The organism is Enterobacter ludwigii (assembly GCF_001750725.1).
In the GTDB taxonomy this organism is placed as follows: domain Bacteria; phylum Pseudomonadota; class Gammaproteobacteria; order Enterobacterales; family Enterobacteriaceae; genus Enterobacter; species Enterobacter ludwigii.
Genome location: NZ_CP017279.1, coordinates 4,318,790 through 4,332,189 on the forward strand (window position 1 = coordinate 4,318,790; position 13,400 = coordinate 4,332,189).

General features: G+C 59.6%; 12 protein-coding genes. 7 read left to right on the top strand and 5 right to left on the bottom strand.

All coding sequences use genetic code 11. The features are described 5' to 3' along the window. Positions 1 to 55 precede the first annotated feature (55 nt). A complete protein-coding gene (locus BH714_RS20280) occupies positions 56 to 559 on the bottom strand; it encodes a YgjP-like metallopeptidase domain-containing protein (protein ID WP_025202954.1) in 504 nt (167 codons plus the stop codon). A gap of 85 nt (positions 560 to 644) precedes the next feature. Here BH714_RS20280 and rlmG point away from each other — a divergent pair, with 85 nt between their 5' ends. Beyond that, complete coding sequence (gene rlmG / locus BH714_RS20285) at positions 645 to 1,781, top strand: 23S rRNA (guanine(1835)-N(2))-methyltransferase RlmG (protein WP_040018784.1); 1,137 nt, start codon at positions 645 to 647, stop codon at positions 1,779 to 1,781. Between the two features lie 61 nt (positions 1,782 to 1,842). Here rlmG and BH714_RS20290 read toward each other — a convergent pair whose 3' ends face one another. The 3 genes from BH714_RS20290 to lsrR all read right to left on the bottom strand — a co-directional run bounded on the left by BH714_RS20290 (position 1,843) and on the right by lsrR (position 6,610). Further along, on the bottom strand, positions 1,843 to 3,864 hold the full coding sequence (locus BH714_RS20290; RefSeq protein ID WP_040018785.1) for an NADPH-dependent 2,4-dienoyl-CoA reductase: 2,022 nt from the start codon (positions 3,862 to 3,864) through the stop codon (positions 1,843 to 1,845). Between the two features lie 160 nt (positions 3,865 to 4,024). Then, positions 4,025 to 5,605 (bottom strand): autoinducer-2 kinase, encoded by a 1,581-nt coding sequence (gene lsrK / locus BH714_RS20295; RefSeq protein ID WP_040018786.1) that lies wholly within the window; start codon positions 5,603 to 5,605, stop codon positions 4,025 to 4,027. A 33-nt stretch (positions 5,606 to 5,638) separates the two neighbouring features. Next, positions 5,639 to 6,610, bottom strand: a complete 972-nt coding sequence (gene lsrR / locus BH714_RS20300) for a transcriptional regulator LsrR (protein ID WP_040018787.1) — start codon at positions 6,608 to 6,610, stop codon at positions 5,639 to 5,641. Positions 6,611 to 6,825: 215 nt separating this feature from the next. On the opposite strand from lsrR, the gene lsrA reads away from it, so the two are divergent. From lsrA to lsrG, 6 genes are read left to right on the top strand one after another with little or no spacing between them, the layout of a single operon-like run. Beyond that, complete coding sequence (lsrA, locus tag BH714_RS20305) at positions 6,826 to 8,313, top strand: autoinducer 2 ABC transporter ATP-binding protein LsrA (RefSeq protein WP_020883582.1); 1,488 nt, start codon at positions 6,826 to 6,828, stop codon at positions 8,311 to 8,313. Further along, complete coding sequence (gene lsrC / locus BH714_RS20310; protein WP_014171713.1) at positions 8,310 to 9,341, top strand: autoinducer 2 ABC transporter permease LsrC; 1,032 nt, start codon at positions 8,310 to 8,312, stop codon at positions 9,339 to 9,341. Before lsrA ends, lsrC begins: the two co-directional genes overlap by 4 nt. Further along, a complete protein-coding gene (gene lsrD, locus BH714_RS20315; RefSeq protein WP_014171712.1) occupies positions 9,342 to 10,325 on the top strand; it encodes an autoinducer 2 ABC transporter permease LsrD in 984 nt (327 codons plus the stop codon). Then, entirely contained in the window at positions 10,322 to 11,323 is a 1,002-nt protein-coding gene (gene lsrB, locus BH714_RS20320) for an autoinducer 2 ABC transporter substrate-binding protein LsrB (RefSeq protein ID WP_032679011.1), read from the top strand. Before lsrD ends, lsrB begins: the two co-directional genes overlap by 4 nt. An 11-nt stretch (positions 11,324 to 11,334) precedes the next feature. Next, complete coding sequence (gene lsrF, locus BH714_RS20325; RefSeq protein WP_014171710.1) at positions 11,335 to 12,222, top strand: 3-hydroxy-5-phosphonooxypentane-2,4-dione thiolase; 888 nt, start codon at positions 11,335 to 11,337, stop codon at positions 12,220 to 12,222. Further along, a complete protein-coding gene (gene lsrG / locus BH714_RS20330) occupies positions 12,219 to 12,512 on the top strand; it encodes a (4S)-4-hydroxy-5-phosphonooxypentane-2,3-dione isomerase (RefSeq protein WP_020883586.1) in 294 nt (97 codons plus the stop codon). Before lsrF ends, lsrG begins: the two co-directional genes overlap by 4 nt. 38 nt (positions 12,513 to 12,550) lie before the next feature. Here the strand turns inward: lsrG and BH714_RS20335 are convergent, their stop codons facing one another. After that, entirely contained in the window at positions 12,551 to 13,399 is an 849-nt protein-coding gene (locus tag BH714_RS20335; RefSeq protein ID WP_040018788.1) for a dihydrodipicolinate synthase family protein, read from the bottom strand. Position 13,400 lies beyond the last annotated feature (1 nt).

Below are 13,400 nucleotides of genomic sequence, written 5' to 3' on the forward strand. Positions count from 1 at the left end.
CCGTAGCAGGGAACCTTTAGCCACTGTAGCACGTGATTATTGCAAAACCAGTGCGCTACTGCGCATTACTCTTTAACGATAAATGCGTAAGCCATAAACGGGTATCGAACTCCAGCTGGTGGTACTGCGGCTCCATATGGCAGCACAGAGAGTAGAAGGCCTTGTCGTGCTCTTTTTCCTTCAGGTGTGCCAGCTCATGCACCACGATCATCCGCAAGAACGCTTCCGGCGCGTGACGAAACACGGTGGCAACGCGGATCTCCGCTTTCGCTTTGAGCTTGCCGCCCTGAACACGGGAAACGGCAGTGTGCAGGCCGAGCGCGTTTTTCAACACATGGATCTTGTTGTCGTACATCACCTTATTGATGGGTGGCGCGCTCTTCAGATAGGTGTTTTTCAGATCCTGGGTATACTGCCAGAGCGCCTTATCGGTCGCGAAGTCATGCGTACCCGGATAGCGTTTTTCCAGCACCGCGCCCAGCTTTTGCTCGGCAATTAAGCTGCGAACCTGAGAAAGTAAGTTCTCCGGGTAGCCCTGGAGATAAGTTAGTTGGTTCATCAACGCCCCAATTTGACAATAAAACGGGTATACTCACGCACCCTTTTCAGGGATAACGCCGAAATTTTACCATTCAGGAGGGCCGATGAGCCACTTAGACAACGGTTTCCGTTCACTCAACCTTAAACGTTTCCCGGAAACGGACGACGTTAACCCGCTTCAGGCGTGGGAAGCGGCGGATGAATATCTGCTGCAACAGTTGGATGACACTGAAATCAGCGGCCCGGTTTTGATCCTGAATGACGCGTTTGGCGCGCTGGGCTGTGCTCTGGCAGAACACACGCCTTACAGCATCGGTGATTCCTACCTGAGCGAGCTGGCGACGCGGGAAAACCTGCGCCACAACGACATCGACGAATCCAGCGTTAAGTTCCTCGACAGCACCGCGGACTATCCGCAGGCGCCGGGCGTGGTGCTGATCAAAGTGCCGAAAACAATGGCGCTGCTGGAACAACAATTGCGCGCACTGCGCAACGTCGTTACCCCACAAACGCGTATTATCGCGGGGGCCAAGGCGCGTGATATCCATACCTCAACGCTGGAGCTGTTCGAGAAAGTGCTAGGCCCAACCACCACGACGCTCGCCTGGAAAAAAGCGCGTCTCATTAACTGTACTTTCAGTGCCCCCGAACTGGCCGACGCGCCAGAAACTCTGAGCTGGACGCTGGAAGGCACTGACTGGACAATCCACAACCACGCGAACGTCTTCTCCCGCACCGGCCTTGATATCGGGGCGCGTTTCTTTATTGAAAATCTGCCGGATAACCTGGAAGGCGAAATCGTCGATCTGGGCTGTGGTAACGGTGTGATTGGCCTGACGCTGCTGGCGAAGAACCCTGAAGCGAGCGTTGTATTTAGTGATGAGTCGCCGATGGCGGTGGCCTCCAGTCGTCTGAACGTTGAAATTAACATGCCGGACGCGCTGGATCGCTGCGAGTTTATGATTAATAACGCGCTGTCGGGCGTTGAGCCGTTCCGCTTTAATGCCGTGTTCTGTAATCCCCCGTTCCACCAGAAACACGCCCTGACGGATAACGTCGCCTGGGAGATGTTCCACCATGCACGCCGCTGCCTGAAAATTAACGGCGAGCTGTATATCGTGGCGAACCGTCACCTGGACTACTTCCACAAGCTGAAGAAGATCTTCGGTAACTGCACCACGGTTGCCACCAACAACAAGTTCGTGGTGCTGAAATCCGTCAAGCTGGGTCGCCGCCGCTAACGCGGGGCGCTGAGTTTACACCGGCCTGCCTCGCGTGCAGGCCCGGTGAGCGTTGCGTCACTCAGAGACTCAAGGCCAGCGTTGTGCCCTGCGCAATGGCGCGTCGCGCATCCAGCTCCATCGCCACGTCGCATCCGCCGATCATGTGTACCGTTTTTCCCGCCTCACGTAGCGGATCCACCAGATCGCGCTTCGGCTCCTGACCCGCACACAAAATCACATGATCCACCTGCAGCAGCTGCGGCTCACCGCCGATCAGCACGTGCAGCCCCGCGTCATCGATCTTCTGATAGCTCACCGACGGTATCATCTTCACCCCGCGAGAGAGCAGGGTTGCGCGATGGATCCAGCCCGTGGTTTTGCCCAGTCCTTCACCGGGTTTGCTGGCTTTACGCTGCAGCATGACGATCTGACGCGGGCTTTTCGGCAGCTGGGGTCCTTCCGGTCGCAAGCCGCCGGACTGGTTAAGGCTGGTGTCGATACCCCATTCCACGCAGAAGTCGGCAATGTTCTGGCTGGTGGGTTCGCCGGGCTGACTTAAGTACATCGCGGTATCGAACCCGATCCCGCCGCAGCCGATGATCGCCACTTTTGCCCCCACCGGCGCTTTGTCACGCAAAACGTCCAGATAGCTCAGGACTTTCGGATGATCGATGCCCTCGATCGCAGGCCTGCGTGGTGCGATCCCGCTCGCAAGGATCACCTCATCGTACTCCATTACATCCGCCGGGTTTACAAACTGGTTGAGGCGCAGATCCACGCCCGTCAGGTCGATCATTCGGCGGTAATAGCGCAGGGTTTCGTAAAATTCTTCTTTGCCCGGGATCTGTTTGGCGATATTGAACTGCCCGCCAATCTCAGCGGCGGCATCGAACAACGTTACGCTGTGGCCGCGCGAGGCGGCATTCACCGCAAACGCCAGACCCGCCGGGCCGGCACCGACCACGGCCAGGCGTTTTTTATTCACCGCCGGGAAAATCGGCATTTTGGTTTCGTGGCAGGCGCGGGGGTTGACCAGACACGAAGTGACCTTGCCAACAAAAATCTGATCCAGACAGGCCTGATTACAGCCGATGCAGGTGTTAATCTCATCTGCACGCCCGCTCTGCGCTTTGGAAAGCAGCTCGGCATCCGCAAGGAACGGACGCGCCATGGAGACCATGTCGGCATCACCGGCGGCGATCACATTTTCCGCCACCTGAGGGTCGTTAATGCGGTTAGTGGTCACCAGCGGGACAGACACTTTCCCTTTCAGCTTGCGCGTGACCCAGCTGAACGCCGCGCGTGGCACCGGCGTGGCGATGGTCGGAATACGCGCCTCATGCCAGCCGATGCCGGTATTGATGATGGTCGCGCCGGCGGCTTCAATCGCCTGCGCCAGCTGTACGGTTTCGTCGAACGTCCCGCCGCCTTCCACCAGGTCGAGCATCGACAGGCGGTAGATAATAATAAAATCCGCCCCGGCACGTTCACGCACGGCGCGCACCACTTCCACTGCAAAGCGCATGCGGCGCGCGTAGTCGCCACCCCACTCATCGTCGCGCTGGTTAGTGCGGGCCGCGAGGAATTCGTTGATCAGGTAGCCTTCCGAGCCCATCACCTCAACACCGTCATAGCCCGCTTCACGCGCCAGTGCCGCACAGCGGGCGAAGTCGTCAATCAGCGTCAGGATCTCATCGTGGCTGAGGGCATGGGGCGTAAAGCGGTTAATCGGGGCCTGAATGGCCGACGGTGCGACCAGATTCGGTTGATAGCTGTAACGCCCGGTGTGCAGGATCTGCAGGGCAATTTTCCCGCCCTCCCGGTGAACGGCGTCAGTGACCACGCGATGATGCGGCAGCTGGCTGGCGTCGTTCAGCACCGCACCGCCTTCCATCCCCACGCCAGAAGGCGCAGGGGCCACCCCGCCGGTAACAATCAGCGCCACCCCGTGACGTGCACGCTCGGCATAGAAGGCCGCCAGACGTTCGGCCCCGTCCGGATGTTCTTCAAGCCCGGTATGCATTGAGCCCATCAGCACGCGGTTTTTAAGGGTGGTGAACCCCAGATCGAGGGGGGCAAATAACGACGGGTAGTGGCTCATAGTCTCTTCCAGTGTAAAATTATTGTTATGTGGTCGGATGAGTTACTAATTTAGCCAGCGATGAGTAAAAGGGAAAAGGGGAATGCGGCGATTGTGATGGGATTCAAATATTGGTGTGGCCTGACGCCCTCTCCCGGAGGGAGAGGGGGCGTAATAGCTCTCAGGGAGAGGGGGCACGCACTAAGCCCGGTGCCTGCCACATCGATGTCGTCAGTCCGCTGTCCACCAGCCCAAGCTGGTCGGCATAAACGGCCTGCCACTTCTGCATCATACCGTCATACAGCTCCCGGTGCGCCGGGTTCGGCGTGAACTCGCGGCTCCATTTCACCAGCCGTTCGCCTGTCGCCGCCATATCCGAAAACAGCCCGGCTCCCGTTCCGGCAGCAATCGCGCAGCCCAGCGCTGTCGCCTCTTTCACTTGCGGGACGCGCACCGGCAGACCGGTCACGTCGCTTAAAATCTGGCTCCACAACGCACCTTTCGAGCCACCGCCTGCAAACACCAGACCGTCGAACGTTACCCCTGAGAACCGTGAGATCTGCGTCAGGTTACACGCCGAGACAATCGCCGCGTTCTCTTCCAGCGCACGGAACAGCGTGGCTTTGTTGCATTTTTCCGGGTCGATGGAGAGGTTAATAAACGACGGCGCGGCGTGATACCACTGCTTGAAGTGCATAGCATCTGAGAAGATCGGCATCACACCGTGTGAACCGGCAGGCACGCGGCTGGCCATCTCCTCAAGCAGGGAGTAAGTGTCCATTCCCATCCGCTCCGCGATGAGTTTCTCTTCCGCGCAGAAGGCGTCACGGAACCAGCGCATGGTCAGGCCGGTAAAGAAGCTGATCGACTCCGCCTGCACCATGCCGGGGATCACATGCGGATTCACGCGGATGTTCATCTCCGGGTCGGTGCGTACCTGCGGCAGGTTGACCACCTGCTGCCAGAAGGTACCGCCCAGCACGGCCGTTTGCCCGGCCCGCACGACGCCTAACCCAAGACAGCCAAGCTGCACATCGCCACCGCCCATCACCACCGGCGTGCCTTCGCGCAGGCCGCTCTGCTGTGCGGCATCTTTGGTGATCGCACCGAGCACGGTGCCGGTCTCCTTCACCGGAGAGAGGATATCGGCACGCAGCCCGGCCATGTCGAGCAGCGCCGGACGCCAGTCACGGGAGAAGAGATCCAGCATACCGGTAGTCCCGGCATTGGACGGGTCAACGGCCAGCTCGCCGGACAGTTTTGCCGCCAGCCAGTCGCTTATCATGGTGATCGTGGCGGCTTTGCGGTAGATGTCCGGACGATGGTGCGCCAGCCACAGCAGGCGCGGCATGGCGCTCAGGGCCAGGGTTTGGCCAGAGACGTCATACACTTCGGATTCAAAACGGTAGTCGTGGATCTCTTTGAGTTCGGCTACCTCGCGGCTGGCGCGGGCATCGACGTTGGCGCACGCCCAGATGGCGTCGCCGTTGCGGTCATACAGCACGATCCCCTCGCGCATTGAGCAGCAGGCCACGGACTGGATATCCGCTGCGCTCAGGTGGGCGCGCTCCAGCGCCTGATGAATACACTGGCAGGTGAGCCGCCAGTTAATGTCGAGATCAAACTCCATCGAGCCCGGCACATTCTCCACGCTCAGGTGTTTCCACTCGGCCTGGCCGACGGCAACCTGGTTGCCCTGCAAATCGAAAATTACGGCGCGAACGCTGCCTGTCCCTGCATCTAACGCTAAAAGGTAACTCATGAGCATGCCTCGTGTCAGGCGCAGGACAGGCTCTTAGCTCGCCAGAGCCAGCACCGCGCGGGCTGTCGTCTCCTCCGTCACCAGGCCATTAATACGGCGGCCTTTGAGTGCGGCATAAATCGCATCGGCTTTCTCTTCACCTCCGGCCACGCCAACGATGGTGGGCAACTGCGCCAGTTCATCGAGTGTGACGCCCAGTAATTCCCGGTGGATCTCCAGCTCGTGCACGCATTCCCCTTCGGCGTTCAGGAAATAGCCAAGGATATCGCCCACCGCCCCTTTGCGGGCGTACATCAGCTGTTCACCTTCGCTGATATAGCCGGAGCGCAATATGGTGGCGTCCCGGCGCTGGTTTACTGAACCAATGCCTACCACCGCCGCATCGGCCGCGGCGGCGGCGAGGATCACGTCCCGCACGCTGGATTCACGTTTTAGGATCCCGGCCACTTCGGCGGAGGAAACGCGAAGCGGGGCGGGGATCATGCTGACGCTGCAGGCGGCATCAAGCTGACCGATGCCCGTCATATACGGCCCAACGCCGCCGGAGAGCGTCACCAGGCGGATCTGCTGCGAGCTGATAAAACCGCTTAAGTGCTGCAGGCTGCTCATGGTGGTTTCACCAAATCCCACCGCCAGCAGCTGGCCGGGCTCCAGCACGCCCATCAGCGATTGCGCCGCGCCAATGCCCAGCCGGACATTCATGGGCGGGGTATTCAGGGCCGGCAACACGCGAACCAGCTTGAGCCCGAAGCGTTGCTGCAGCTCGGTTTCCAGCGCCAGACACCCCTCATAGCGGGAGTTGATCTGCACGCGGATCACCCCGGACTGTCGTCCTTTCTCCAGCAGACGCGAGATCTTCAGACGCGGCAGTCCGAGCCGCTCGCCGATGTCGTTCTGGGTTAATCCGTCGTGGTAGTAGCACCAGGCGACGCGGGCAACCAGCTCTTCTTCCGACAGTGCCAGCCCGGCAAAACGACCTTCTTCCGCAGTGCGTTTATCGCTCATAATTGAACTCTTATAAAAATTTAGATCATATGTTCGTGATCGCGCAGAAAGAAAGTGTGAACCACGCGACAAAACAGATCTTTTAGATTGATTTGTGTCTGTGTGGATCTTAATCGATAAATTTGTGATCCCTGCACGGTTCTAAATATAGTTCACCGTCTACGCTTTTGAACATTATTAAATCTAAAAATCATTTGTTCAATAGCGGAGCGATAATGACGCCACTTATCGAAGCACGTGATATCAGCAAGCAGTTCTCCGGCGTACCGGTCCTGAAAGGTATTCATTTCACGCTGCTTGCGGGTCAGGTGCATGCGCTGATGGGCGGTAACGGCGCGGGAAAATCAACGCTGATGAAAATCATCGCCGGGGTGGAAACGCCGGACAGCGGTGAACTTTCGGTTGACGGCCACGCGTTTGCGCGGCTTTCGCCCGCGCAGGCCCACAGGCTGGGGATTTATCTGGTGCCGCAGGAACCACTGCTTTTCCCCAACCTGACGGTGCGGGAAAACATCCTTTTCCGCCTGCCGCGTGAGGCCGGTATGGGGGAACGGCTGGCGGAGAAACTCCAGCAGCTGCAGTGCCAGCTCAATCTTGATGCCACCGCCAGCACCCTGGAAGTGGCGGATCAACAGATGGTGGAGATCCTGCGCGGCCTGATGCGCAACGCGAAGATCCTGATCCTTGATGAACCCACGGCGTCGCTCACCCCGGGGGAAACCGAACGGCTGTTCCGCCAGATCCGCGCGTTGCAGGCGCTGGGCGTCGGCATTGTTTTTATCTCGCACAAATTACCGGAGATCCGCCAGCTGGCGAGCCACGTTTCGGTAATGCGCGACGGCGCGATTGTGCTCAGCGGTGAAACTGCACAGTTTGACGATAATGCCCTGATTGCCGCCATGACGCCGGTGAGCCGCGAAAAAGGATTAAGTGATGCGCAAAAACTGTGGCTGGCGCTGCCGGGCAATCGCCGCACGCAGCCGCAGGATTTCCCGGTGCTGCGGGTGGAAGAGCTTACCGGTGAGGGGTTTATCGATCTCAGCATGGAAATCTATGCCGGGGAAATAGTTGGCCTCGCCGGGCTGGTCGGCTCCGGGCGTACCGAGTTTGCGGAAACGCTGTATGGGCTGCGCCCGGTGCGCGGTGGGCGAGTCTGGCTGGAAAATCAGGAAATAACCGGCGAACCCGTGGCGGCACGGCTTGAGAAAGGGCTGGTCTACCTGCCAGAGGACCGACAGGTTTCCGGCTTGTTCCTGGATGCGCCGATTCGCTGGAACACCGTGGCACTGAATGAGCCCTCGGTCTGGCAGCAGCGCAAACGGGAGTCGGCGGTGGTGGAGCGCTATCACCGGGCGCTGGGGATCAAGCTTAACCATGCGGATCAAACCGTGCGCACGCTCTCCGGCGGCAACCAGCAGAAGGTGTTGCTGGCGCGCTGTCTGGAGGCGAACCCGCTGCTGTTGATCGTCGATGAACCGACACGCGGAGTGGATGTGTCGGCGCGGGCCGATATCTATCAGCTCATCAAAAGCGTGGCGGCGCAGAACGTGGCGGTGCTGATGATCTCAAGCGATCTGGATGAGTTCCCCGGGCTTGCCGATCGCGTGCTGGTGATGCACCAGGGCGTGCTGAGCGGCGAGCTGTCCCGGCACGCGGTCAGTCTCGACAGAATGATGGCGCTGGCATTCGGAGGGCAGTCATGAAGACCTTACTGAAAAATCGCGAACTGAGCGCGTTCATCGCCATTCTGGCGTTGTTCGCGGTGCTGGTGGGGCTCAATCCGGCCTATTTCAGCCTGCAAACGCTGGGGATGATCTTCGCCAGTTCGCAAATCCTGATCCTGCTGGCGCTCGGCGCCGCGCTGGTGATGTTGACCCGCAATATTGATGTTTCCGTCGGCTCTACCGTCGGGCTGTCTGCCATTGCCGTGGGGGTGGCCCTGAACAGCGGCTACACCCTGCCGGTATCGATCCTCTTTGCGCTGTCGATTGGCGCACTGGCGGGAGCATTTAACGGTTTTCTGGTGGTGGGGCTGCGTATTCCGGCAATCGTGGCCACCCTCGGCACGCTGGGTCTCTATCGCGGGGCGATGCTGCTGTGGACGGGAGGAAAGTGGATTGAAGGGCTACCGCCGAGCCTGAAATCGCTCTCTGAACCTGCCGCTATGGGTATTTCACCGCTCGGAATGGGCGTGGTGTTTTTAGCCGCGGTCGGCGCATGGACGTTGTCGCGCACCGCCTTCGGACGCGATTTCTACGCCGTGGGCGATAACCTTACCGCCGCACGCCAGCTGGGTGTGGCGGTGAACCGGACGCGAATGATCGCTTTTACGCTGAACGGCATGCTGGCCGCGTGTGCGGGAATTGTCTTCGCTTCGCAGATTGGCTTTGTACCTAACCAGACCGGCAGCGGGCTGGAGATGAAAGCCATTGCCGCCTGCGTACTCGGGGGGATCTCTCTGCTGGGCGGTACCGGGACGCTTATTGGCGCCTTACTGGGGGCTTTTTTCCTGACTCAAATCGACACCGTGCTGGTGCTGTTCAGGCTGCCCGCGTGGTGGAATGACTTTATCGCCGGGCTGGTGCTGCTCGGTGTGCTGGTGCTCGACGGGCGCTTGCGACAGGCGCTGGCCCGGCATCAGCGCGCACTTAAGTACAGCCGCTTCCAGCCCGGTAACAAAGGGGGGAAGCATGTCACCCCGTTTACGAAACACAAAAAAGAGGTGGCGTAAATGAAGCTTAACTGGGAAAGCGCGCTGCTGATATTACTGGTGCTGGAAATCCTGCTCTTTGGGGCCATCAATCCGCGCATGCTCGATATCAACATGCTGCTGTTCAGCACCAGCGATTTTATCTGCATTGGCATTGTGGCGCTGCCGCTCACCCTGGTGATCATCAGCGGCGGCATTGATATTTCTCTCGGTTCGACCATCGGCCTGTGTGCCATCGCGCTGGGGGTGATGATGCAGGCGGGCTGGCCGATGGCGCTGGCGATACCGTTGACGTTGCTGCTCGGCCTGCTGTGCGGTCTGGTCAACGCTGCGCTGATCCACTACACCGGCATCAGCCCGCTGGTTATCACCCTCGGCACGCTCTATCTCTACGGCGGTGGCGCACTGTTGCTCTCCGGCATGGCGGGGGCGACCGGTTACGAAGGCATCGGGGGCTTCCCGGACAGCTTTACCGCGTTCGCTAACCTCACGTTCCTGGGGTTGCCAATCCCGCTGGTGCTGTTCGCCGTGATTACCGTCTTCTTCTGGCTGATTACCCATCGCGGACGCTTTGGCCGCCATCTGTTTCTGATTGGGCAGAACCCGCGCGCGGCGCGCTATGCGGCGCTCTCGGTCAACGGGATGCCCTACGCCCTGTATGGCCTGGTGGGCGTCGCTTCGGCCATTGCTGCGCTGGTGATGGTCTCCTATTTCGGTTCGGCGCGTTCGGATTTGGGACGCGATTTACTGATGCCTGCACTGACCGCAGCGGTCCTCGGCGGCGCCAATATCTATGGCGGTTCGGGGTCGGTAATCGGTACGGCCCTGGCGGCGTTGCTGGTGGGGTATCTGCAGCAGGGTTTACAGATGGTCGGCATCCCCAACCAGGTGTCGAGCGCGCTGTCAGGGGCGCTGTTGGTTGTGGTGGTGATGGGACGTTCACTGAGTTTGCACCGTGAATGGGTGCGCTCTCTCCTCACAAAACATACCCGGAGCGTAAGATGAAAACAAAACTGATAGTCCTGGCGATGGCACTCAGCTTCGCGTCGGCACAGGCCGCGGACCGCATCGCCTTTATCCCCAAGCTGGTGGGCGTTGGCTTCTTTACCAGCGGCGGCAATGGCGCGAAAGAGGCGGGTAAAGATCTCGGCGTGGACGTCACCTACGACGGCCCGACCGAGCCCAGCGTCTCAGGCCAGGTGCAGCTTATCAATAACTTCGTTAACCAGGGCTATAACGCCATTATCGTTTCGGCGGTGTCGCCGGATGGCCTCTGCCCGGCGCTGAAGCGTGCGATGCAGCGTGGCGTCAAAGTACTGACCTGGGACTCCGACACCAAACCGGAATGCCGCAGCATCTACATCAACCAGGGCACCCCGGCGCAGCTCGGCGGCCTGCTGGTCGACATGGCCGGTAAACAGGTCACCAAACCGAATGCCAAAGTGGCGTTCTTTTACTCCAGCCCGACCGTTACCGACCAGAACCAGTGGGTGAAAGAGGCGAAGGCCAAAATCGAGAAAGATCATCCGCAGTGGCAGGTCGTGACCACGCAGTTTGGCTATAACGATGCCACCAAATCGCTACAAACCGCCGAGGGGATCTTAAAAGCGTATCCGGATCTGGATGCGATCATCGCCCCGGATGCCAACGCCCTGCCGGCGGCGGCGCAGGCGGCGGAAAACCTGAAGCGAGAAGGGGTGGCGATTGTCGGCTTCAGCACGCCTAACGTGATGCGTCCGTACGTAGAACGCGGCACGGTGAAAGCCTTCGGCCTGTGGGATGTGGTGCAACAGGGCAAAATTGCGGTCAATGTCGCCGATCGGTTGTTGAAAAAAGGCGATCTTAACGTTGGCGACAGCGTGGAGGTGAAAGATATCGGTACGCTGAAGGTCGAGCCGAACAGCGTGCAGGGCTACCAGTATGAAGCGAAGGGCAACGGCATTGTGCTGCTGCCGGAGCGGGTGGTGTTTACCAAAGAGAACATCAACAAATACGATTTCTGACGGGGGAGCAAATGGCTGATTTAGACGACATCAAAGACGGCAAAGATTTTGGCATCGGCACACCGCAGCAGAACGTGCCGTTTACCCTGAAGGGATGCGGCTCGCTGGACTGGGGAATGCAGTCCAGGCTGGCGCGCATCTTCAACCCAAAAAGCAACCGCACGGTGATGCTGGCCTTTGACCACGGCTATTTCCAGGGACCGACGACCGGCCTTGAGCGTATCGATCTCTCTATCGCCCCGCTGTTCGGGGAAACCGACGTGCTGATGTGCACCCGCGGTATTTTGCGCAGCCAGGTGCCTGTCGCCACCAATAAACCCGTCGTGTTGCGCGCCTCCGGCGGCAATTCGATTTTAGGGGAACTTTCCAACGAGTGCGTGGCGGTGGCGATGGAAGATGCGCTGCGCCTGAACGTCTGCGCGGTGGCGGCGCAGGTGTACATCGGCAGTGAGTTTGAACATCAGTCGATCAACAACATCATCAAACTGGTGGATGCCGGTGCGCGCTATGGCATGCCGACCCTGGCGGTGACGGGCGTTGGCAAAGAGATGGCGCGCGACGCGCGGTATTTCTCGCTTGCCAGCCGTATCGCGGCCGAGATGGGGGCGCAGTTCGTCAAAACCTATTATGTCGACGAAGGGTTTGAAAAAGTAACCGCCAGCTGCCCGGTGCCGATCGTGATTGCCGGAGGCAAAAAGCTGCCGGAGCACGACGCGCTGGAGATGTGCTGGCGGGCGATTGACCAGGGGGCGTCCGGCGTTGACATGGGCCGCAATATCTTCCAGTCCAGCGCCCCGCTGGCCATGCTGAAAGCGGTGAAAAAAGTGGTACATGAGAACATGAGCGCGCGGGACGCGTTCCAGTTCTGGCAGGAAGAGAAACAGGGAGAAGCAAAATGAACGTGACATTAGTGGAAATCAACATCAAACCCGAGCGGGTCGATGAGTTTCTGGAGGTGTTTCGCGCTAACCACGAAGGGGCGATTCAGGAGCCGGGCAATCTGCGCTTTGATGTTTTACAGGATCCGCGCGTGAAAACCCGGTTCTTTATCTACGAAGCCTACAAGGATGAAGAGGCGGTGCTGGCGCACAAGAAAACCCCGCACTATCTGGCCTGCGTGGATAAGCTTGAGGACCTGATGTCAGAGCCGCGCAAAAAACGCAGTTTTGTCGGGTTGTTGCCGGCGTAACAGACCGCCGGGTAGCGCTTACGCTAGCCCGGCGATGCTCAGGCGAGGGCCAGTTCCGCCAGGATCGCCGCCAGCGTTTCGCGCGGTTTCCCGCTCAGCGACGCAAGCGGGAACGGCAGTGCAGGCGCGGCCACTTTCCCTGACATTTCTGCTGCTGCGGCCATCACCCGCAAACTGCCGTACTGGCGGAACAGCGCCCACAGCGGTGCCAGCCGGTCAGAGGCTGCGGTGTCTTTGGCTCGTGCAATCGCCAGTGCCGTCTGCGGATAGAGCCCTGCGATAACCGAATACCAGACATCAAACCCGGCCTGCAGGGCTGACGCCGCCCGCCAGTCGCCACTGATGCCCAGGGTGACGTTTTCAGGAAGACGGGCGCGCATGTGGGCGATATCGTCCGGTATGCGCCCGAGCTTGACGGATTTGACGTTCGGTAGCGCCGCCACGGCATACAGCAAATCGTCGTTAAACTCGAACCCGGTGGTGGCCGGGTTGTCGTAAATGCACAGCGGAACAGAGATCCGGTGGGTCACCGTCTCATACAGGGTAAACACTTCCTCTGCCGTCAGGCGCTGGTACGACACGGGGGCCAGTAACACCCCGCGGGCGCCGGCACTTTGCGCCTCATCCGCCAGACGGAGAATATCGTCGAGGCGAAGCGCGCCAATACTTACGCTCACCGGGATGTTGTCGGCATGCGCCACGGCACAGCGGGTGATATGCGTGCGCTCTTCAGGCGTCAGATACGCGTAACTGCCCGTCGAACCGAGGATCCCCAGCGAATCGACACCGGCATCCACCAGCGGGCGCAGCAACTGCACAAACGCCTGCTCATCAAATTTCCCCTCTCGCAATGGCGTCAGAGGGAATGCGCTTAACCCGTGAAACATC